Here is a 21,855-nt window from a genome sequence, read left to right on the forward strand (position 1 = left end):
GAGCGCCATCGCCGGCACCCGGGGCGCGGCGCACGCGCTGGCCCGCCACGGCGGCGGGGTGCTGCCCGAGGGCGCGCTGGCCGAGGGGCTGGGACCGCTGCCGGTCTCGGCCCTGCGCATCGACCACGAGACCGCCGCCACGCTTTGCCGCGTCGGGCTGACCCGCATCGCCGATCTCGTCCACCTGCCCCGCGCGCCGCTGGCCAAGCGCTTCGGCCCGGCGCTGATCACCCGGCTCGATCAGGCGCTCGGCACCCAGCCCGAGCCGGTGGACGCCGAACGCGAGGCGCCGCATTTCGGCGTGCGCATGACCCTGCCCGAGCCCATCGGCCTGCAGGAGGACGTGATGGCCGGCCTCGCGCGATTGCTCGAGCGGCTCTGCGCCCAGCTCACCCACCACCAGCACGGCGCGCGGCGGGTGCTGCTAGAGCTGCGCCGCGTCGACCGCGAGACCGCCCATGTGCGGGTCGGCCTCGCCCGCCCCATGCGCGACCCCGCCCGCATCGCCGCGCTCTTCGAGAAGGGCGTGGGCGAGGTCGAGGCCGGCTTCGGCATCGACGCGCTGCGGCTCTGCGCCGAGGTGACGGAAAAGCTGCCGCCCGAGCAGCTGGGCCATGGCAGCACTCCGGGCCGCCCGAAGCTGCGCAGCGAGGATGCGCTGGCGGATCTCGTCTCGCGGCTCGGCAACCGGCTCGGCTTCGACGCCGTGCAGCGCATGCTGCCCGCCGACAGCACCATCCCCGAGCGCAGCTTCCTCATCGCCCCCGCTGCCTACAGCACCGCAGAAGAGGCGCCGCCCCGGCGTGGCCCGCCGCGACCGCAGATCCTCTTTCCGCCCGAGATGGTCAGCGGTGCGCGCGGCGCGCAGCCCGGCCATCCCCCCGCGCAGTTCCGCTGGCGCAACATGCGTTTTTCCACCCTGCGCGCCACCGGGCCGGAACGCATCGCCCCTGAGTGGTGGTTCGACGATCCCGCATGGCGCGCAGGGATCCGGGACTACTGGCGGATCGAAACCCGCGAAGGGCCGCGGCTCTGGCTGTTCCACACCCCGCAGGTGGCGGGCTGGAACGCGGGCGGCGCGCAGGACTGGTTCGTGCAGGGGGAGTTTGCATGACCCCCTATGCCGAGCTTTGCGTGACCAGCAACTTCACCTTCCTCACCGGGGCCTCGCACCCCGAGGAGCTGGTCACCCGTGCCGCCGAGCTGGGACTCGAGGCGATCGCCATCACCGACCGCAACTCGGTGGCCGGGGTGGTGCGCGCCTTTTCGGCGCTGAAGGAACTGGAGCGGCTGCAGGGCGAGGCGCGCGAGGCCGCGGAGGCGGCGGCGCGCGAGGCCCCGGCGATCCGCTCGCAATCGCTGACCGATCCGTCGAGCCGCCAGCGCGTGGCGCAGGTGCCGCCGGGGGCCGCGCCGCTGCTGCCCCCGGACCAGCCGCTGCCCCGGCTCATCGCGGGCGCGCGGCTGGTGCTGACCGACAGCGCGCTGCACTGGCTCGCCCTGCCCTGCGACATCGCCGCCTGGGCGCGGCTGACGCGGCTCTTGTCGCTGGGCAAGCGGCGGGCGGAGAAAGGCGCGTGCCACCTCACCCGCGCCGACCTGCACGCCGCCTGCGAAGGGATGATCCTCATCGCCCTGCCGCCAGACCCGCTGGAGCCCGACGCTCCCCGTGCAAACCCCGACGCCGAGCTGCGCGAGATGCTACGCCGCTGCCCCGGGCGTAGCTTCCTCGGGGCCGCGCCGGTCTACGACGGGCGCGATCAGATCCGGCTCGACCGGCTGGCGCAGCTCTCGCAGCAGACCGGCCTGCCGCTGGTGGCGGTGGGCGATGCGCTCATGCACCGCTCGGCCCGCCGCCCGCTGGCCGACGTGCTGACCTGCCTGCGCGAGGGCTGCACCATCGACAATATCGGCACCCGGCGGCTGACCAACGGCGAGCGGCGGCTGAAGTCCGGCGACGAGATGGCCCGGCTCTTCCACCGCTACCCCGCCGCGCTACGCCGCACGGTCGAAATCGCCGATCGCTGCGCCTTCCGCCTCGACGAGCTGCGCTACCAGTACCCGGACGAGGCGCAAAACGGCGAGCCGGCGCAGGACCGGCTCGCCCGGCTCTCGCGTGAAGGGTTGCACTGGCGTTACCCTTCGGGTCCGCCGCCGAAGATCGTGCACCGGGTGGAAAAGGAACTGCGGCTGATCGGCGAGATGGGCTACGCCTCGTATTTCCTGACGGTGCACGACATCGTCGCCTTCGCCCGCTCGCGCGGCATCCTGTGCCAGGGGCGCGGCTCGGCGGCCAACTCTGTCGTGTGCTACCTGCTCGGCGTCACAGAAGTGCCCCCCGAGAGCATCACGCTGATCTTCGAGCGCTTCATCTCGAAGGAACGCGGCGAGCCGCCCGATATCGACGTCGATTTCGAGCATGAGCGGCGCGAGGAGGTGATCCAGTGGATCTACGAGCGCTACGGGCGCGAGCGCGCCGGGCTGACCGCCACGGTGATCCACTTCCGCTCGCGCGCGGCGATCCGCGAGGTCGGCAAGGTGATGGGGCTGAGCCAAGACGTGATCGCCCGGCTCTCGGGGCAGATCTGGGGTTGGTCGTCGAGCGCCCCGGACGAGGACCGCATGCGCGACGCCGGGATCGATCCCACCGATGACCGGGTGCTGATGACCGCCAAGCTGATCGAGGAGATCATCGGCTTCCCCCGGCACCTCTCGCAGCACGTCGGCGGCTTCGTCATCACCCACGGGCGGCTCGACGAGCTCTGCCCGATCGAGAACGCGGCGATGGACGACCGCACGGTGATCGAATGGGACAAGGACGACATCGACGCGCTGGGGCTTTTGAAGGTCGACATCCTCGCGCTGGGGATGCTGACCTGCATCCGCAAGGCCTTTGGCCTTCTGGTGGAGCACCGCGGCCAGCGCTGGACGCTGGCCAATGTCCCTGCCGAGGACGGCACGGTCTACGACATGCTCTGCCGCGCCGATGCCATCGGGGTATTCCAAGTGGAAAGCCGGGCGCAGCTCAACTTCCTGCCCCGGATGCTGCCCCAGTGCTTCTACGATCTGGTGTGCGAAGTGGCCATCGTGCGCCCCGGCCCTATCCAGGGCGGCATGGTGCATCCCTTCATCAACCGCCGCCAGGGCAAGGAGCCGGTCGAGGATCTGGGCCCCGCGATGATGGAGGTGCTGGGCCGCACCTACGGCGTGCCGCTCTTTCAGGAACAGGCGATGCAGATCGCCGTGGTCGCCGCCGGCTTCACCCCCGCCGAGGCCGACCGGCTGCGCCGCAGCCTCGCCACCTTTAAGCGCATGGGCACCATCGGCGCCTTTCGCGACAGGTTCGTGTCGGGGATGCTGGCCCGGGGCTACGACGGGGCCTTCGCCGAGCGCTGCTTTGCCCAGATCGAGGGCTTCGGCAGCTACGGCTTTCCCGAAAGCCACGCCGCCAGCTTCGCGCGGCTGGTCTATATCTCGGCCTGGCTGAAGAAGCACCATCAGGCGATCTTCACCTGTGCGCTGCTCAACTCGCAGCCCATGGGGTTCTACGCCCCCGCCCAGCTGGTGCGCGACGCGCGTGAACATGGCGTCGAGGTGCGGCCGGTCTCGGTGAACCATTCCGAGTGGGACAACACGCTCGAACGCCGCCCCGATGGCAGCCTCGCGCTGCGGCTCGGGCTGCGCCAGATCAAGGGGCTGCGCGAGGAGGACGCGGCGTGGATCGTCGCGGCACGGGCCAACGGCTATCCGGATGTCGAAAGCCTCTGGCGCCGCGCCGGGGTGAAACCCGCCACGCTCGAGCGGCTGGCCGAGGGCGACGGCTTTGCTGCGCTCGGCCTCACCCGGCGCGACGCGCTCTGGGCCGCCAAGGCGCTGCAGGCGCCGAAACCGCTGCCGCTCTTCGGCGGAGATGGCGAGGGCGGCATTGAACCCGACGTGATCCTTCCCGCGATGACGCTCGGGCAGGAGGTGGTCGAGGATTACCTCTCGCTGCGCCTGTCGCTGCGCGCCCATCCGATGGAGCTGCTGCGCCCGCGCCTGCCGGAAAGCCTGCCGCACAGCGCCTTCGACAAGGTGCCCCACCGCCACCGCATCACCGTCACCGGGCTGGTGATCACCCGCCAGCGCCCCGGCACCGCCTCAGGGGTGATCTTCCTGACGCTGGAGGATGAAACCGGCACCTCGAACGTGGTGGTCTGGACGAAGATCTACGAGACCTTCCGCAAGGCGGTAATCGCGGGACGGCTGCTGCGCGTCACCGGGCGGCTCGAGCGCGAGGGCGTGGTGACCCATCTCATCGCCGAGACGGTCGAGGACCTGTCGGAGTTGCTCTTCGATCTCGGCGGGGCGGTGCCCGTGCTCGGCCCGATCCAGAGCAACGACGGCCGCGCCGATGAGACCCGTCGACCGGCAGGCGGCAGCCGCCGCGGCAGCGCCGCACATCATCCCCGCGAGCAGGCCAAGAAGCTCTTCCCCAGCCGCGACTTCCACTGACGCGCGCAGGGGCACAGAGGACCCGGGCAGACGGCCACATCAACGACCAGAATTAACCGTTGCCACAAGTTCAGAATTGCACATGTGGTGCAGGGTCCGATAAATTAGCGATCCGAAATGTTAACAAAACGTAAATCTGCCCCAGCCCGGATCGCGCGATGATTCAAGCCAAAAGCACCCTTGAAACCGCGGCCCTCACCACGGTGATGGGCTATCTCGCGCAGCGCACCACGGTCTGTGCCACGGTCCTCAGCCGCGACGGCGAGGTGCTCGCCGTCCACGGACGCGGGCTCGAGTTGCTCAACACAGACGCGAAGGCCATCTGCGGACAGGTCTGGACCGAATTCTGGCAGGGCGCGGAACGCGAAAAGGCCGCGGCAGCCCTGGCCAACGCCCTCGACGGCAAGCCCGCCAGCTTCACCGGGACCTTCAGCCAAGAGCGCGGGGGCGAGAGCACCTGGGACGTGGAGATCGTGCCGCTCGACCGGGAGGACGGCCATGTCACCCGCGTGCTTGCCCTGTCCTCGTTCATATCGGGGACCACGCACGACGGCGCGCGCGCCGACCGGGACTTCGGGGATCGCAAGATGGTCGGCTCGCTCGACGAGCTCTTTCACACGCTGAGCAATCTCACCGCCGTCTCGACCAGTGCCGCCAACATCCTGCGCCGCGGCGTGGATCAGGATCGCGCCGATGCGCTGGCCGAAGCGCTGAGCGAGGCCGGGTTCCAGGCCGCGCAGGCGCTGGAGAGCCTGCGGCGACAGATCAACGACATCGCAAGCGACGGCGCGGCGGCCTGAGCCGCGCCGCTTGCCAGTCTGCGCGCCGGTCTGCTAGCCCTCTGCCCGACCGATGAGCCGACCGACTGCCTTGGACAGCGTCTCGATGGTGAAGGGCTTGCTGGTCATCGGCGCGCTGGGAAAGCGCGACAGCCAATCGGACTGCCCCGCATAGCCGCTTGCCAGAACGAAGGGCACATCTCGCCGCGCTAGCATCTCGGCGACGGGCAGACTGGTTTCGGACCCGAGGTTCACGTCGAGCACCGCCACCGAGATCGGATGCGCGTCGATGATCCGCAGCGCCTCGGCCACCGAGGAGGCGGTGAGCACCGTCCCGGCGCCGAGGTCCGACAGGATGTCGGCCGCGTCCATGGCGATGATCATGTTGTCCTCGACCACCAGCGCGACGCCCGTCAGGCCTTCGGCTTCCCGCGCCGCAACCTTCGGCTCCGGCACGCTGGCCGGCGCCTGTTCGGGGGCGTCGCTCACGTAGCGCTCGGGCAGCAGGAACTCGGCGCGTAGACCGGTCACTTCGAAATGCACCTCGGCACTGCCCTTCAGCTCGAAGGGGATGGATTTCTCGATGATCGTGGTGCCGAAGCCGCGCCGCTCGGGCGCGCGCACCACCGGGCCACCACTTTCCGCCCAGCCGATCCGCACCAGCCCGTCGGGCAGCCGCTCGACGGCCACGTCGACGCGACCCACGGGCACCGACAGCGCGCCGTATTTGACCGAGTTGGTGACCAGCTCGTGCAGCACCAGCGCCATCGTCGAGAAGGCGTCGGGCGCCAGCAGCACCGGCGTGCCAGTGACCGACACCCGGTGCTCTTCGCCCGAGATATAGGCGCCAAGCTCGACCGCCAACAGCTCGCGCAGTGCCACCGGCTGCCACTGTGTCGAGGTCAGTTGGTCATGCGCCTGCGCCAGCGCGTGGATGCGCCCGTCGACCGCGGCGGTGAATTCCTCGATCGTATGCGCCGACTGCCGCGACTGGCCGACCAGCGAGCGGATCAGCCCCAGCACGTTGCGCACCCGGTGATTGAGCTCGGCGATCAGCAGTTCCTGCTGGTCCTGCGCCCGCTTGCGCTCGGCGTTGACCTCGTCCGAGAGTTTCAGCACCACCTCGAGCAATGTCACCCGGATCGCCTCGGCGGCCTTCAGCACGGTCGGTGACCAGCTCTCGGAGCGGCCCGCCACGTCTTCCTTCCAGAGTTCGAAGCTCTTGCGTGGGGTGAGGCGCGCGCCCAGCGGTCCGACCTCGACTGGCTTGTTGGGATTGCCCGCCCATTTCACCTGCCGCACCACCTCGGAGCGGAAGAGCACGAGGTAGTCGCGCGGCGTGCGTGAGACCGGAATGGCGAGGATGCCCGCGCACTCTTCCGTCAGCGCCGCCATGGAGGGCAGCCGCGCACCGAGGCTGTCGGTGGCATAGACCCGGCTGGCGGCGGCGGTGTTGAGGAACCGCGCAATGGTTTGGAACTCTTCTTTCGAAGGCGCACTGCCCTGCATGACGTAGGCCCCGTCGGAATAGAGCGCGATGCCGTCATGCGGGATCACCTTGCCGATTTCATGGGCGATGCTGGGAAAGCTCGCCACCAGGCCCGCTCCCGAGCTGATCTGCATCATCAGCCGGTCGTGCAGCCGCTGTGCCCGGCCGACGGTTTCGCTCGCCGCCTTGGCCTCCTGACGTTCCAGCTCGTAGGCAAAGAACTGCGCCAAGAGTTCCACGGCGGTGCGGCGCTCGTAGTCCACGTGCAGCGGCGCGCGGTGATGGCAGGCAAAGAGGCCCCAGAGCTCTCCGCGGATGACGATGGACACCGACATCGACGCGCGCACGCTCATGTTGCGCAGGTATTCAAGATGGATCGGCGAAACCGCCCGCGACATGGCCAGCGACAGGTCCAGCGGCTGCCCCTCGGGGCTCTGCGGCGGCACGATGGGAGAAACCTCGTCGTCAACGTCGGCGATCAGCCGAAGCAGGCTGCGCTTGTAGAGCGCCCGCGCCTGCCGGGGGATGTCCGACGCCGGGAAATGCAGGCCGAGGTAGGATTCGGAGTCGTTGCCATCCTTGGCCTCGGCGATCACCGTGCCGTCACCCTCGGGGCCGAACTGATAGACCATCACGCGGTCGAAACCGGTGAGCGCACGGAGCTGCCGCGCGGCCTCCTCCGAGGCACCCGCAAGGTCGCCCTGCGCCGACAGCCGCCGCAGCATGGGGGTCACCTGCGCCAGCTCGTCATGCGCGCCCTCGCGGAGCTTGGGTTCGAACTCGAAGATGAAGCTCGACCCGGACTGATGCGCGCTGACATCGAAGAGCCGCCCGTCGCCGAAGACGTCGAATCCAAAGAGCCGGGCCACGGAATTCTCGTGGCTGGTGCCGCCGAGCTTCTCGCGCAGCTTCGCGACGGTCTCGCGCGGCAGCAGGTCCGAGAAGACCCGGCCGGTGATCTCCTCGGCGTCGAGCCCGAGCAGCGCCCCGGCGTTGCGCGAGACGTGCTGCACGATCCAATCCGCCGAGATCGCGACCAGCGCCGCAAAGCTTTGCACGTTGCCCAGAAGATGGATCGGCTCGCGATCACAGTTGGTCAGGTCAACGGGTGTATCGGTCGAGATGAAGGAATCGTTCATAGTGCTCCGTCGGCAGGCGCCGAAAGGAGCGCGCGTGCTTCGTGTTCGAAGATGGAAAAGGCGCGGATGGCGTCGCGCAGCACGCGCTGCGCCTCGGGGCCATCGACCGGTTGCGTGGCAAGCCGCTGGCAGAAGGCCCGCCAGGCGCCGCGATCGCCAGTCAGCGCGAAGAAGCCGCGATGGGGCGGTTCAGGCAAGCGGCGGCGCAGCACCGCCGTGCCGAGCTGCGAGCCAAGCATCAGATAGGCCACCGCGTCGCGGTGAAGCGGCAGGTCTAGGCCCGGTCCCGACGCGGGCGCCGAGCCGAGATCGTCGTCGAGCGCCTCGAGCGTGTCGCGCAATGCGGTGGTCGCCTCGGCGGCATCCCAGCCGCAGGCCTCGGCCAGACGCGAAAAACCGCGCCTCTGCACCATGCAGAATGCCCGGCGGTCCTGGTCGTCTGTCAGGTCCAGACGGGAAAGCTCCACGTCCAAACGCTGGTGCGGGCCGGAGGTGGCGTTGCGCAGCGCATCCCTCAGGTTGCTGTCCCGGAGCACCTCCCGGTCGTCTACAATATCCTTCACCCGGCCTGACCTACTGTCTCTGTTCTGTCCCGATGCCGTATAACGCCCGGCGAGCGGGTTGGTTCCGTGGCGCGTAGAATTTTCCGGTTGCGCCCCAGAGCGTCCTGCTGTCGCCTGCGACAGACACAGTGCTGCCGGAGAACACCATGCTAAAGACCATAGACCCGCTGATGACCGGCGAGCTTCTCGCCATCCTGAGCGACATGGGCCACGGCGACGAGATCGTCCTGGTCGACGCCAATTTCCCCGCCGCGCGGGCCGCGCAGCGGCTGGTGCGCCTGCCCGGGATCGGCATCGACCGCGCCGCAGAGGCGATCCTGTCGCTCTTCCCGCTCGACGATTTCGTCGCGGCCCCCGCCGCGGTCATGGCCTGCCCCGACGGGCGGCCCGAGATCTTCGACGACTTCGACCGCCTCCTTGCAGCGGCCGAGGGCAAGCCGGTGACGGTTGCGCAGATCGACCGCTTCGACTTCTACGATCGCGCAGAGCAGGCCTATGCGGTCGTCGCCACAGGAGAAAGGCGGCTCTACGCCAACCTCATCCTCAAGAAAGGCGTGCTGCGGGCCTAGCGGCCCGCAAGCCCCTCGATCCGCGTGACGACGAGGTCGTGGTCCGAAAGTGGTGTGCCGTCCGGCCCGAGCGAAGAACGGATCTCCACCGGGCCAAGGCGGAGGTCCCGCGCAAGGAACCAGTCGAGCTTCATCGCCCTTTCCGGCCAGCGGGTGATCAGGCTCGGGCGGGTGGTCGTCTGGTCCTCCGGCCCGCCGTGCACGCTGTAGCCCGCGGCGCGGGCGACGTCGAAGAGCCCCTCCGCGCGCCAGTCGCCGCCCGCGTGGTTGCCGGTGTTGAGATCGCCGCCGATCAGCACCGGAAGACCGGGGAACGCGGCATCCAGCGCCGTGATCAGCCCCGCCACCTGCGCTTCGCGGTGCGCGGGGCCGCAGGCACTTTCGAGATGGGTCGAGACGGCGAGGAACGGCCCCTCGGCGGTCTCGATCCGGGCGCCCATCGCGATGCGCTCGCCGAGCCGCGGCTGTTCGTCATCGAAGAACCATTGCCGCCTGCCCCAGAGCCGCAGCGCGAAGGGCGCGTGCAGCACGCCGCGCGCCAAGAGCCCGTTGCCGTGGTAGCCAAGCGCGTTGTGCGCGTCGTCGCAGAACTGGCGCTCGATGGGCGAGCCGAGCCCCAGCTCGAGGAACTCCACCGCGTAGGCATAGGCCATGCCCCGCGCCGCCGCCATGACGGCAGTCGTGTTGCGCTGCTTGGTGCGCGCCATGCCATGGTCCATCTCGGACAGCAGCAGAAGGTCACAGTCGCCGGCATGGGCCGCCGAGGCCTCGGGGAAGAGGCAGCGCTCGAGGTTCCAGGCGCCGACGGTGAGCGGCAGCGCGAGGGGGGTGTCCGGCGCCGCCCCCCCGACCTCGATCAGACCCATACCGGGCACCGTGGCCATATGCGCATCGTGCACCGCGACCTCACGCGGCAATGCGTCGATGGCCAGGTCGTCGGGCCCGGGCACCGGCAGCGCGACAGTGGTTTCGCGGATCATTGCGCAGGCTCGGCGATGAGCTCCAGCCGCTTGTCCATCCGGCGCCCGGTGCGCGCGTCGAAGAGATGCAGCTTCGAGGGATCGACCGCGATCCGCACCTCCGGGCCGAGCGGCGCGTCATGCGCGTCGGTGACCGCCAGCGCCTGATCACCGACCATGCCGTGGATGACGCGCTGCGCGCCGAGTTCCTCGACGTAGTCCACCCGCATCGGCAGGCCGGCCGCGGCGATGCGCAGATCCTCTGCGCGCAGGCCAAGCGTGACCGGTCCCGGCGCATTGCCGAGCGTCGCTAGCGCCTGCCCCTCGAGCAGCAGTCGACCGCCCTCGATGCAGGCGTCGAGAAGGCTCATGGCGGGCGCGCCGATGAAGGAGGCGACAAAGGTCGAGGCGGGCTTGCGGTAGACCTCGAGCGGCGCGCCGATCTGCTCGACGCGACCCCCGTTCAGCACCACCAAACGATCGGCCAGCGTCATCGCTTCGAGTTGGTCGTGGGTCACGTAGAGCGAGGTCGTCCCGAGCCGTTGCTGCAGCTTGCGGATCTCCATCCGCATCGACACCCGCAGCTTGGCGTCGAGGTTCGACAGCGGCTCGTCGAAGAGAAAGGCCGCGGGCTGGCGCACGATGGCGCGGCCCATGGCCACTCGCTGCCGCTGCCCGCCCGAGAGCGCGCGCGGCTTGCGGTCGAGGTACTGGCCAAGCTCGAGCATCCGCGCCGCCTCGGCGACGCGCTCCTCGATGACCGCCTTGCTCTCGCCGCGGTTCTTGAGCCCGTAGGCCATGTTGTCGCGCACGCTCATGTGCGGGTAGAGGGCATAGTTCTGGAACACCATGGCGATGTCGCGCTCGGCAGGGTCGAGGTCATTGACCCGCCGACCCCCGATATGCACGTCGCCGCGGGTGACCGTCTCGAGCCCTGCGACCATGCGCAGCAGCGTGGACTTGCCGCAGCCCGACGGGCCGACCAGAACGATGAATTCGCCGTCCGCGATGTCGATGGTCACGTCCGAGACCGCATCGACGCCGCCGGTGTAGGTCTTGCCGACCGACCTGAGAGTAAGTTCAGCCATTATTTGTCGCTTTCCGTCAGGCCCTTGATGAACATGCGCTGGAAGATCACCACCACCGCTACCGGGGGGATCATGGCCAGCACCGCGAGGGCAAAGGCTTCGTTGTAATCGGGGATCTGGCTGCCGACCCAGACCTGCAGGATCGACTTGATGCCGCGCATGAGCGTGTAGAAGCTCTCGTCTGTGGTCATCAGCAGCGGCCAGAGGTACTGGTTCCAGCCGTAGATGAACATGATGATGAAGATCGCCGCCATCATGGTCTTCGACAGCGGCACCAGCACGTCGATGAAGAACTTCACCGGCCCTGCCCCGTCGATCCGCGCCGCCTCCAAGAGCTCATCCGGCACCGAGCGGAAGAACTGCCGGAAAAAGAAGGTGCCCGTGGCCGAGGCCAGCAGCGGCACGATGAGTCCGGTGTAGGTGTTGAGCAGGTGCAATTCGGACATCACCTGATAGGAGGGCATGATCCGCACTTCCAGCGGCAGCAGCAGCGTCGCGAAGATGGCCCAGAAGAGCAGCGTCGCGAAACGGAAGCGAAAGTAGACCAGCGCGTAGGCGGCCATCATCGACAGCGCGATCTTTCCCACCGCGAAGCCGAGCCCCATGATCAGCGAGTTGCGCAGCATCAAAAGGCCGGTGACGTCGCCGGTGAAGCCGCCCTTGTGGGTCAGCACCTTGGTGTAGGTCTCTACACCATTGCCGCCGGGCAGCAGCGACAGGCCGTTGGAGTGGATGTCGATCGCCGCATGGGTCGAGGACATCAGCGCCATCACCACCGGTGCGCAGAGAAACAGCACGCCAAGAATGAGGATCAGGTGGTCGAAGGGTTTTATCTTCTGCATGGGGTCATCCGTAGTGCACGCGGCGTTCGAGGAAGCGGAACTGCAGCACGGTCAGCAGCGCCACGACGCCCATCAGGATCACCGACTGCGCCGAGCTGCCGCCGATGTCATTGCCTTTGAACCCGTCGAGATAAACCTTGTAGACCAGCGTCATCGGGTTGTTGGCGGGCTTGTCCTTCACGATGACGTCGATGATCGGGAAGGTGTCGAACATCGTGTAGGTGATGTTGATCACCAGCAGGAAGAAGGCGGTGGGTGCCAGAAGCGGCAGGGTGATGTCCCAGAACCGCCGCCAGCCCGACTGCGCGTCGATCAGCGCCGCCTCGCGCACCGAGACAGGCACCGACTGCAGCCCCGACAGGAAGAAGATGAAGTTGTAGGGGATCTGCTTCCACACGGCGATCACGATGAGCGCCGTGGCGGTGTCCCAGTAGTTGATGCCGACCTTCAGGTCGTAGCCGAACCAGGCCGCGAGATCCTTCAGCGGCCCCATGTGCATGTCGAAGAACATCATGCCGATGAGCCCGGCGACCGGCGGCGCGATGGCATAGACCGAGATCAGCAGCGTCTTGTAGCTCTCGGCGCCGCGGATCACCTTGTCGGCCTTGACCGCGAGCAAGAGGCCGATGCTCAGCGCCAGCGCGGTGACGACCACGCAGAAAAAGGCCGTGAAGGCGGCTGTGCCAAGGTATTCCGAGCTGTTCAGCGCGTCGGTGTAATTCTCCATCCCAACGAAGGTCGAGCCGAAGCCAAAAGGGTCTTCGAGATAGAAGGAGGAGGTCACCGCCTGCACTGAAGGCCAGTAGAAGAAGATCACCACCACCGCGAGCTGCGGCAGCAGGAAGAGCCAGGGGGTGAGCGGGCGGTCGAACTGCACGCGCTTGGCGGGATTGGCGGTCTCGCCGGACCACCAGGCGCGGAGGCGCATGACCAGCGTCTGGTCGGCCTCCACCATGTTGAGCGGGGTATCGGTCACGGGTTGTGTCCTGATCGGGAAAGGCGCCGCCGCGCGGCGCGGCAATGGCATCGGGGCCCCGGGCGGACGCCCGGGACCCCGGAACTCGGCGGGGCCGGTCCTTAGTTGGCGGTCTTGGCGAAGCGCGCGAGCAGCGCGTTGCCTTCGGTCTGGATGGTGTCGAAGGCCGCCTTCACCTCGGTCTCGCCCGAGAAGATGCGGTTGAACTCGCGTTCCATCACGGTGCGGATCTGCGGGTAGAAGCCCAGGCGGTAGCCCTTCGACCACTCACCGCCCTCCAGCATCAGCTGCTGGATGCCGACCTCGGCCACCGGCTGCTCGTCGTAGTAGCCCTCGCCCTTGGCCATCTCGTAGGCGGCCTCGGTGATCGGCACGTAGCCGGTGTTCTTGTGCCAGTAGACCTGCGTTTCCGGCGAGGTCAGGAAGGAGAAGAACTCAGCCGTGCAGGTGTTCTGCTCTTCCGGCTTGCCGGCCATGGCGAAGAGCGCCGCGCCGCCGATGAAGCTCTGGGTGCCGGCGCCCTCAATGCTGTCCCAATAGGGCATGAAGACCGCACCGAAGTCGAAATCCGCCGACTTCTGCAGGCCGCCGAAGCTGCCCGAGGAGCCGATCCACATCGCCGCCTCACCCTCTTCGAAGGGCTTGAGGTTGTCGGCCCAGCCGGCGCCGTAGAAGCCGTAAAGCCCCTCGTCGGCCCATGCCTTGAGCTTTTCGAACATCATCACCTGGTTCTCGTCGTTGACGATGATCTCGGTGCCTTGCGCGGAGTCGTAGCCGTTGTTGTTCGTGGCGAACTGCTGGTTGTTCCGCGACTTGAAGTTCTCGACCATCATCCAGGTCAGCTGCGAGGCGGTCATCGGCAGGTAGCCGGCTTCCTTCAGCTTGGGTGCGACCTGCTCGAACTCTTCCCAGGTCTTCGGCGGCTGCACGCCGGCTTTTTCGAAGGCGGCCTTGTTGAAATACATGATCGGCGCCGAGGAGTTGAACGGCATGCCGATAAACTTGCCCTCGCTGTCGGCGTAGAAGTTGCGGACGCCGGCGATGAAGTGCTCGCGGTTGAACTCCTGTCCCGCGCCCTTGATCAGGTCTTCGGCGGGGATCGTCGCGCCCTTGGCGGCGATGATCGTCGCGGCGCCGGCATCGAACACCTGGAGGATGTTCGGCTGCTCGCCAGAGCGGAACGCGGCGATGCCCGAAGAAAGCGCCTCTTCGTAGGTGCCCTTCGAGATCGGGGTGAGGTGGCACTGGTCCTGCGCGGCGTTGAACTGCTGCGAGATCTCGTTGATGACCTCGCCGTTGCGGCCGCCCATGCCGTGCCACCAGGTGATGTCGGTGGCGGCGAAGGCGGTCGAGGCGAGAAGCATCGAGCCGATCGCGACTCCGGTTGTCTTGAACATGTGGTGTCCCCCGTTCTTGTTCGGCGTCGGGGTAAGCGCAATCTGTGACGGTCGTGATACCGCCCGATGACGTTTGCATGACGTTCCGCCCGGTGCGAGCTGCCAACGCACCGAGCGGCAGCGCCTACGCCCCGATCACCAGCGCGTCCGCGGGATTGAGCGCCAGCGAGACAATCTCGCCAACCTTCGGCGGCGCCTGCCGCGTGGTGTTGAAGAGATCCACCGCCAGCGGCTGCCCGCCCAGATCGATGCGCAGCCGGATGACCGAGCCAAGGAAGTCGAGCTCGGTGATCCTTCCGGTGAGCGCCGCCTCGCCCGGATGCGCGCCTAGGCGCAGCATCTCGGGGCGCAGGCCCAGCAGCGCCTCGCCCGGCGGGATTGCGCGGCCCAAGGTCATCTCGTTCTCACCCAGTTTCACCCGGCCGATCGAGGGGTCGAGCACCTTGGCATCGAGCGTGTTGAGCGTGCCGACAAAGCCGGCGACGAAGCGGGTGGCGGGCGTGTTGTAGACCTCGAAGGGGGATCCCACCTGCTCGGCCACGCCCTGGTGCATCACCACGATGCGGTCGGACATCGACAGCGCCTCTTCCTGGTCGTGGGTGACGAAGATGGTGGTGATACCAAGCTCGCGCTGGATCGTCCTGATCTCGTTGCGCAGGCTGACCCGCACCTTGGCGTCGAGCGCCGAGAGCGGCTCGTCGAGCAGCAGCACCTGCGGCTTGGGAGCGAGCGCGCGCGCCAGCGCCACGCGCTGCTGCTGCCCGCCCGAAAGCTGGAACGGGTAGCGACTGCCCAGCTCCGGCAGGCCGATCAGCGCCAGCATTTCCTCGACCCGTGCGGCGATCTCGCGCGCGGGCGCGCCCTTGACCCGCATGCCGAAGCCGACGTTCTGTGCGACGGTGAGGTTGGGGAAGAGCGCATAGGCCTGGAACACCATGCCGATGTTGCGCTGGTTGGGCTTGAGGCTGGACACCTCGCGCCCCTCGATAGTGATGTTCCCGGCGCTCGGGGTCTCGAAGCCCGCCACCATGCGCAGCACCGTGGTCTTGCCGCAGCCCGACGGCCCGAGCAGCGAGATGAACTCGCCCTTCTCGACCTCGAGGTTGAAGTCCTTCACGACGCGGGTGACGCCGAAGCTCTTTTCCAGGTGGGAAATCGTCAGGAAGCTCATCGGCCCGCCTTGTCGTGCTTGGTGAATCTGGTGACCAGCTGGATCAGCCCCATGCAGGCCCAGGTGATGATGAAGGCGATGGTGGCGAGCGCAAAAGGCTCATAGGCCTTGTTGGCCCCCATCAGCTGCAGGTAGGGCCCAAAGGCCGGACGATTGAGCAGCGCCGCCATGGTGAACTCGCCCATGACGATGGCGAAGGTCACGAAGGAGCCCGAGAGCACGGCGACCAGCACGTTCGGCAGGATCAGCTTGACGATGATGGTGACCCAGCCCGCCCCGAGGCTCTGCGCCGCCTCGGTCAGCGTGGCGACGTCGATGGTGCGCAGCCCGGTGTCCACGGCGCGGTACATGTAGGGCAACGACAGCATGGCGTAGCCGAACATCAGCAGCAGGTTGGTGCCGAAGATCGAACCGGTGAGGGGCAGCCAGCTCGAGGTGTTGTAGAGCCGGATGTAACCGAAGACGGTGACGATGGCCGGGATGACCAGCGGCAACAAGGTGACGAACTCGACCAGCGGCCGCAGGCGCGGCAGTTTCAGCCGCACCCAAAAGGCGGTCGGAACCACCAGCAGGATGCCGAAGGCGATGGTCAGCAGCGCCATCACCACCGAATAGGAGAAGGTCTCGCGGAACTGCGGGTCGGCCAGCACGGCGGCATAGGCGTCGAAGCTGTATTCGCCCCGTCGCATCGACAGCGAGAATTCGACCATGCCGACGAGCGGCAGGATGAAATAGGTCAGGCCCAGAAGCAGGATGGCCCAGGACGCGGCTTTGGTCATTTCAGCCACCTCTCGGAGCGGATGCGCAGCACGATGTAGACGACGTTGGCGAGGCCCGTGACGAGGATCATCCCGAAGGCCATGGCGTAGCCGAGGTGCGGGTTGCCCAGCACGTCGCCGCGGATCTGCGCGAACAGCATGATCGGCACGATGTTGAGCGAGCTGCCGGTGAGCGCGATGGCGGTCGCCACGGCGCCGAAGGCGTTCGCAAACAGCAGCGCGAAGGTGCCGAGGATGGTCGGGAAGAGGATCGGCAGCGCCACGATGCGCCAGTATTGCGCGCCGCTGGCGCCAAGGCAGGACGCCGCCTCGCGCCATTCGCGCTTCAGCCCGTCGAGCGCCGGTGTGATGATCAGGATCATCAGCGGGATCTGGAAGAAGAGGTAGGTGATCGTCAGCCCCCAGAAGCTGAGGATGTTGAACCCCATGGCCCGCAGGTTGATGCCGAACTCGGTGCGCAGGAAAACGGTCACCAGCCCCAGCGGTCCAAGCGTCGCGAGGAAGGCGAAGGCCAGCGGCACCCCGGCAAAGTTGGACGCCACCCCCGAGAAGGTCATCAGCGGCGAGCGAATGCCCCGCGGCAACCCGCCCAGAACCATGCCCGCCGCCATCAGGAAACCGATCAGGCAGCCGAAGGCCGAGGAGGCGACGGAGATCTTGATCGAGATCCAGTAGGACGAGAGGATCGACGGCGTGAAGAGCCCGGCGATGTTCTCGAAGGTGAAGCTGCCGTCGGCGCGCTGGAAGGCCCCGAGAACGATCTTCATCGTCGGCATCACGAGAAACAGCAGGATGAACAGCGCGAAGGGCAGCAGGCCCAGCCATGTCAGGCTCGGGCGCCAGCGGCGCTTCGGCGGGGGGGAAGTCACATCAGTCACATGGGGTCCGGACATGGGCAAAACTGGGAACGACGATCCCGTCCCGGCTCGCCCGCAGGCGCCGGGACAGCACAAGGGCCCGCGAAGGGCCCCTGACGCAGGGGTTTACTGGACGTTCGCGCCCACGACGGCATCCCAGCCGCCGACAACCGCTTCCTTGTTGCCCGCCTGCTCGTCGAGCGTCGGGAAGTAGGCGGCCTCGTAGCTCTCTGCCGGCGGCAGCGCCTCGAGCAGCTCGGCCGGGATCTTGTCGGCCGCGGCCATGGCGTTGAAGCGCGCCGGGTGGCAGTAGCCCTTGAGCCACAGGCTCTGGCCTTCGTCGGAGTAGAGATACTCCATCCACAGCTTGGCGGCGTTGGGGTGCGGCGCATGGGCCGAGATGCCCTGCACATAGACGCCCGCGAGGACACCCGACTTCGGCACCACCACGTCGACCGGCGGGTTGCCGTTCAGCGTGTCGCGGGCCGCGAGCGCGTTGTAGTCCCACATGATGGTGATCGGGGTCGCGCCCTGCGCCAGCGTGCCGGCCTTGCCGATCACCGGCACGAAGTTGCCTGCCTCGTTCATCTTCTTGAAGAATTCGAGCCCCTTCGAGCCTGCGTCCTTGCCGGCGGCACCGCCTTCGGCCATGCCCGCGGCGAGCACCGCGAGAATCGCTTGGTTCGAGGCGCGCGGATCGCCCGCCAGCGCCACCGAGCCGGCGTATTCAGGCTTCAGCAGGTCCGACCAGTCCTCGGGGGTGGTGTCGATCAGGTCCTTGTTCACCATGAAGGACATCACGCCGTAATAGTCGCCGTACCAGTAGCCGTCCGCGTCCTTGACCGCGTCGGGGATCTCATCCCAGGTAGAGACCTTGTAGGGCTGCAGCAGCCCTTCTTCCTTGGCTTGCGGGCCGAAGGAGAGGCCCACATCCAGAACGTCGGGCGCCTGCGGGCCGGTGTTGCCCTTGTTGGCGCGTACCGCTTCCAACTCGTCGGCAGACCCCGCGTCGGGGTTGAGCTCGTTGACCTCGATCTCGGGGTATTTCGCCTTGAAGCCGGCGATCACGTCGCCGTAGCCGCACCAGCTGTGCGGCAGGGCGATGGTGGTCAGCATGCCCTCTTCCTTTGCAGCCGCCTCGAGCGCGGCCAGGTCCTGCGCCTGTACCATCGACGTGGTGGCCATCAGCGCCGCGACACCCGCGAGCCAAATCTTTGTATTCGTTTTCACAATCGTATCTCCCCGTTTCCCGGTCCCGGCCGTAGCGGCCGTGACGCGCGTGTAGAATTTGTTTTTGACAGGTTCATGACAGCCAAAATTCAGGCTTACTCCGCGGCGCGAGGGTTGACCGAAAATTGACGTCGCGCAAGCCATGCTTCTCTCGATCCGCAAAGCTTCTCAGGAACGTCTCAGAGGTTTCCGCGCGGAGCGCTCATTTTTGTGCATATTTTCGCACATTTGCGGGCTACGCAGCGAGGCGGCCCGCGTTGCCGCCGCCCCTCCCTGACATGGCTCCTCCGCACCGTTCGCCTTCCCGAGCCGAGATCGGGCCAGTGTCAAATCGCGGACGGCTCGGCGAAACTGGTCAGCGCTTTTCCTGCCTCGGGTCGCTCAAGCCCAGAGCCGGCGGGGCGGGAGTGGCCGGATCCTTCCGACGGCGGGGCGACGCGAACCCGAGAGCGGCTCGACCAGCTGGGACTGGCGATTGCCGCCGACGCCTGCGACCTCGTCCCGGGCCGGCTCGAGCGCGTCGAGGGCGCAGGTGCCTGCTCGCGCCTCAGGTCTGCCCGCAGAGCGGCCCCTGCCCGGCCCGCGCCGCGCGGCGGGCGGTGATCCACTCGTGCGATTGAACGATGATCATCCCCGCCAGCACGAGCGCCCCTCCCAGAAGGAATTCGGAGCTCAGCGCCTCGCCGAGCAGCAGCGCCCCGCTGGCCACACCGAAAACCGGGGTCATGAAGCTCAGCACCCCGAGCCGCGACGAGCGGTAGATCTGCAGCATGCGGAACCAGACGAGGAAGCTGAGGCTGCAGACGATCAGCGTCTGAAACGACAGGCTGGCCAGCACCGGCGTCGTGGGCTCGAACGACAGCCGCCCGGTCAGCGCGCAAAAGCCGAGGGCTGCCGCGCCGGCGATGGCCAACTGGTAGAAGAGCGTCTGGGCCGGCGGCGCCTCGGAGATGCGGGTGGTTCGGATCACCACAGTGGTCATCCCCCAGCACAGGCCCGCCCCCAGACCCAGCAGGTCGCCGAGCAGCATCCCGGCGCTTGGTGCCGTGCCCGGCCTGCGCAACTCAGGCAGCACGAAGATCGCGGCGACACCGAAGAAGGTGATCGCCACACCGACCCATTGCACCGCCGCCATGCGCTCGTCCGGCTGCGCCACATGCAGACCGATCGCAGCAAAGATCGGCGCGGTATAGAGAAAGACTGCCATATGCGAGGCGGTGGTCCAGCGCAGCCCCTCGGCGACCAGCAGGAACTCGAGCGCAAAAAGCACCCCCACAAGCAGGCCCGGCCCGAGGAACAGCCCGCGATGCCAGCGGTCGCGCAGGAACACCCGGCTCAGCCCCAGGACGATCACCGCGGCCAAACCCGAGCGCAGGCCGATCTGCAGCATCGGATCGACCGAGCCGGCGACAATCTTCATGGCACTCTGCTGCAGGCCCCAGATCAGGCACAGCAGGACCATCACGGCGAAAGCGGTGGTATCAATGGATCGTTTCATGGGGGCACCTGGGCAGGCAAATCATGACCCCTATCTACTCTGGCGGATGGCATATATATAGCTCGGATACGCCAAACGATCGCGACAGACCGCCAGCCATGACACCCGCCCAGAGCCCGCCTCACCTGCGCCATCCGCCATTTCACGATCAGCTGCCCGCTCCGATCTACTTCCGGCTCGAGAGCATGCCCGACAATGCCACCTATCCGGTGATGCAGCACCCGTGGGGGGAATTCGTCTATTCCTTCAGCGGGATTACCGAGCTTCGTCTCGCGGGCGTGCACCTGCTCGCACCGCCGCACATGGGCTTCTGGATCCCGCCCCGCGTGGAGCATGTCGGCTTCAATCGACGCGCCGCGGTGCATTTCTCGGCCTATATCAGCGAGGACCTTTGCGCGCCCATGCCGCAGCGCACCTGCTCGCTCCTGGTGACGCCGCTCTTGCGCGCCATCCTCGACAGCCTCGCGGAAACGCGGTTCACCAATACCGAGGCGCAGTCGCGCCTGCTGCGCGTCATGGTCGACGAGATCGCGGCCTGTTCCATGGCCGACAGCTTTGTCCCGGAAACCACCGATGCGCGGCTCGCCCCCGTGCTGGAGGCATTGCGCGACGCGCCGGCCGATCCGCGCAGCACCGCCGAGTTGGCCCGGGCTTTCGGGATGAGCGAGCGGACGCTGGTGCGCCGCTGCACACAGGAACTCGGCATGTCTCTCAGCGAATGGCGCCAGCGCGTGCGCGTGGTCCGCGGCATCTCGCTTCTGCAGGACGGGGCCAGCGTCGAAAGTGTGGCGCTCGACCTTGGCTACGGCACGGCCTCGGCCTTCATCGCGATGTTTCGGCGCATCACCGGCAGCAGCCCGGCGCGGTTCATCGGACGCTAGCGCGGTCATTTCTCCCAGAGATCCGGCATCGCGCAAGTTTGCGCCTCATGCGAAACTCCAGGTGTATGTGTCCCCCTGTCGAGCTTCGCCGCGGCTCGCTGCCCGAAGCGAAGCCTCGACGCGGGCAGTCCCATCCTTCCGCGCCGAGAGCGACGCGGTTCAGCTCGAATGGCACGGTCGCCTCGCCAGCGCGGGCTGCGACGTGACCGCGGTGATTGACCGGCAGCATTTCAAGGCGTTCTATTTGAGCGAATCCGGCGGCGTGCTCTTCGCCTGCGCCACCGCCCCGCCCGGTCTTGCCGCGGACGAACCGCCCGAGCGCGCGGTTACGACCGTGACACCGATCGCGAACCTGCCGACGGCGGACCGCAGACCGCGCGGATCAACATCCAGAGCCAGGAACCCGCCGGATCGGAGGCGGGTCATGCCATCAACTTGGCAACGACATCCACCATTGCCTCCGGGCCTATCGCCGCACAGCCGCCATCACCAGCTTTGCAATCGCCGCCACGAAAACGCGCACGATGCCCTGCCCCAACAAGGACGATGCACCGGTGGCAAAAACCACCTTTCCACTGAATTCCGTCACTTGAAGTCCCTCCAGCCCGATGTTTTCGCGAAGTCTTCGGGATGGCGTACGGACTTTCGGCAAGCGGAGGAGATCGCCCCGTCACGAATGGCCGTCGAACAAACCCTCGGGTAGCTCCAGAGCAACGAGGTGTCGAGCGCCTGCGCCGCGCACAGCGCGACGCTGTCCAGTCGGCAATGGCGAATGGTGATTGGACGGCTGGCCGCCCCTTCGATCCCGCGCTCGCAATGTGCGACGAAGATGTCGCTGACCAGCGCCCGCGCGCGCTCCGGGTCGCCGCCGTCGGCAAGCAGTTGCCCGCTTGCGGCGCGCCCAGCGGCGCGTGATCTGTCGAATGCCGAGCGCAGGCGACTCGAAAATGCGGATTTATGAATCTTGCCAGTCGACCGTGCCAAGCACTCCTGACCTAGCCTCAAAGCAATTTCGACCCTGACCGGACCTTTGACGCCCGATAGGCGAGGGCCCACTATGCAGGACTTGGACTAAGCCGCTCTCGCGGCAGGGTGCCCGGTCCGACCGTTCGAGAATGAACCGCACTCCGCGCTTTTCCGATCA

The 21,855-nt window shown here is 67.4% G+C and carries 19 protein-coding genes; 5 read left to right on the top strand and 14 right to left on the bottom strand.

What is annotated here, in order from left to right; all coding sequences use genetic code 11:
• The 3 genes from G0D83_RS24155 to G0D83_RS24165 form a co-directional block, all read left to right on the top strand.
• On the top strand, positions 1 to 1,114 hold a 1,114-nt coding region (locus G0D83_RS24155; protein WP_164197139.1), incomplete at its 5' end, for a DNA polymerase Y family protein.
• The gene (locus tag G0D83_RS24160) at positions 1,111 to 4,494 is read left to right on the top strand and encodes an error-prone DNA polymerase (protein ID WP_164197140.1); all 3,384 of its coding nucleotides are present in this window, start codon (positions 1,111 to 1,113) and stop codon (positions 4,492 to 4,494) included. The genes G0D83_RS24155 and G0D83_RS24160, both read left to right, overlap by 4 nt.
• Before the next feature lie 158 nt (positions 4,495 to 4,652).
• Positions 4,653 to 5,294, top strand: coding sequence for a PAS domain-containing protein (locus G0D83_RS24165; protein WP_164197141.1), 642 nt, complete (start codon positions 4,653 to 4,655; stop codon positions 5,292 to 5,294).
• A 33-nt stretch (positions 5,295 to 5,327) separates the two neighbouring features.
• On the opposite strand, the gene G0D83_RS24170 is transcribed toward G0D83_RS24165, so the two are convergent.
• Complete coding sequence (locus G0D83_RS24170) at positions 5,328 to 7,901, bottom strand: HWE histidine kinase domain-containing protein (RefSeq protein WP_164197142.1); 2,574 nt, start codon at positions 7,899 to 7,901, stop codon at positions 5,328 to 5,330.
• On the bottom strand, positions 7,898 to 8,464 hold the full coding sequence (locus G0D83_RS24175) for a biliverdin-producing heme oxygenase (RefSeq protein WP_164197143.1): 567 nt from the start codon (positions 8,462 to 8,464) through the stop codon (positions 7,898 to 7,900). The genes G0D83_RS24170 and G0D83_RS24175 overlap by 4 nt, the downstream gene beginning before the upstream one ends.
• A gap of 146 nt (positions 8,465 to 8,610) precedes the next feature.
• On the opposite strand from G0D83_RS24175, the gene G0D83_RS24180 reads away from it, so the two are divergent.
• Complete coding sequence (locus G0D83_RS24180; protein ID WP_164197144.1) at positions 8,611 to 9,033, top strand: RbsD/FucU family protein; 423 nt, start codon at positions 8,611 to 8,613, stop codon at positions 9,031 to 9,033.
• On the opposite strand, the gene G0D83_RS24185 is transcribed toward G0D83_RS24180, so the two are convergent.
• The 10 genes from G0D83_RS24185 to G0D83_RS24230 form a co-directional block, all read right to left on the bottom strand.
• A complete protein-coding gene (locus G0D83_RS24185; protein ID WP_164197145.1) occupies positions 9,030 to 10,013 on the bottom strand; it encodes an endonuclease in 984 nt (327 codons plus the stop codon). The two genes, G0D83_RS24180 and G0D83_RS24185, sit on opposite strands and share 4 nt — an antisense overlap.
• Entirely contained in the window at positions 10,010 to 11,080 is a 1,071-nt protein-coding gene (locus G0D83_RS24190) for a sn-glycerol-3-phosphate import ATP-binding protein UgpC (RefSeq protein ID WP_164197146.1), read from the bottom strand. The genes G0D83_RS24185 and G0D83_RS24190 overlap by 4 nt, the downstream gene beginning before the upstream one ends.
• Complete coding sequence (gene ugpE / locus G0D83_RS24195; RefSeq protein WP_164197147.1) at positions 11,080 to 11,922, bottom strand: sn-glycerol-3-phosphate ABC transporter permease UgpE; 843 nt, start codon at positions 11,920 to 11,922, stop codon at positions 11,080 to 11,082. The genes G0D83_RS24190 and ugpE overlap by 1 nt, the downstream gene beginning before the upstream one ends.
• A 4-nt stretch (positions 11,923 to 11,926) precedes the next feature.
• The gene (locus G0D83_RS24200) at positions 11,927 to 12,898 is read right to left on the bottom strand and encodes an ABC transporter permease subunit (RefSeq protein ID WP_108968892.1); all 972 of its coding nucleotides are present in this window, start codon (positions 12,896 to 12,898) and stop codon (positions 11,927 to 11,929) included.
• A gap of 101 nt (positions 12,899 to 12,999) precedes the next feature.
• Positions 13,000 to 14,295, bottom strand: a complete 1,296-nt coding sequence (locus G0D83_RS24205) for an extracellular solute-binding protein (RefSeq protein ID WP_164197148.1) — start codon at positions 14,293 to 14,295, stop codon at positions 13,000 to 13,002.
• A 124-nt stretch (positions 14,296 to 14,419) separates the two neighbouring features.
• The gene (locus G0D83_RS24210) at positions 14,420 to 15,466 is read right to left on the bottom strand and encodes an ABC transporter ATP-binding protein (protein ID WP_164197149.1); all 1,047 of its coding nucleotides are present in this window, start codon (positions 15,464 to 15,466) and stop codon (positions 14,420 to 14,422) included.
• The gene (locus tag G0D83_RS24215) at positions 15,463 to 16,245 is read right to left on the bottom strand and encodes an ABC transporter permease (protein WP_164197150.1); all 783 of its coding nucleotides are present in this window, start codon (positions 16,243 to 16,245) and stop codon (positions 15,463 to 15,465) included. The genes G0D83_RS24210 and G0D83_RS24215 overlap by 4 nt, the downstream gene beginning before the upstream one ends.
• On the bottom strand, positions 16,242 to 17,123 hold the full coding sequence (locus tag G0D83_RS24220) for an ABC transporter permease subunit (RefSeq protein WP_164197151.1): 882 nt from the start codon (positions 17,121 to 17,123) through the stop codon (positions 16,242 to 16,244). Before G0D83_RS24220 ends, G0D83_RS24215 begins: the two co-directional genes overlap by 4 nt.
• A 105-nt stretch (positions 17,124 to 17,228) precedes the next feature.
• A complete protein-coding gene (locus tag G0D83_RS24225; RefSeq protein ID WP_164197155.1) occupies positions 17,229 to 18,287 on the bottom strand; it encodes an ABC transporter substrate-binding protein in 1,059 nt (352 codons plus the stop codon).
• 592 nt (positions 18,288 to 18,879) lie between these two features.
• On the bottom strand, positions 18,880 to 19,830 hold the full coding sequence (locus G0D83_RS24230; protein WP_164197152.1) for a DMT family transporter: 951 nt from the start codon (positions 19,828 to 19,830) through the stop codon (positions 18,880 to 18,882).
• 98 nt (positions 19,831 to 19,928) lie between these two features.
• On the opposite strand from G0D83_RS24230, the gene G0D83_RS24235 reads away from it, so the two are divergent.
• Positions 19,929 to 20,711 (top strand): helix-turn-helix domain-containing protein, encoded by a 783-nt coding sequence (locus G0D83_RS24235; protein ID WP_164197153.1) that lies wholly within the window; start codon positions 19,929 to 19,931, stop codon positions 20,709 to 20,711.
• 466 nt (positions 20,712 to 21,177) lie between these two features.
• Here the strand turns inward: G0D83_RS24235 and G0D83_RS32570 are convergent, their stop codons facing one another.
• Together G0D83_RS32570 and G0D83_RS24240 are read right to left on the bottom strand one after the other, a co-directional pair.
• Positions 21,178 to 21,300, bottom strand: a complete 123-nt coding sequence (locus G0D83_RS32570; protein ID WP_255455863.1) for a hypothetical protein — start codon at positions 21,298 to 21,300, stop codon at positions 21,178 to 21,180.
• Entirely contained in the window at positions 21,297 to 21,695 is a 399-nt protein-coding gene (locus G0D83_RS24240) for a hypothetical protein (RefSeq protein WP_164197154.1), read from the bottom strand. The genes G0D83_RS32570 and G0D83_RS24240 overlap by 4 nt, the downstream gene beginning before the upstream one ends.
• Positions 21,696 to 21,855 lie beyond the last annotated feature (160 nt).

It is taken from the genome of Salipiger sp. PrR003, from assembly GCF_010500785.1.
GTDB lineage: Bacteria > Pseudomonadota > Alphaproteobacteria > Rhodobacterales > Rhodobacteraceae > Salipiger > Salipiger pacificus_A.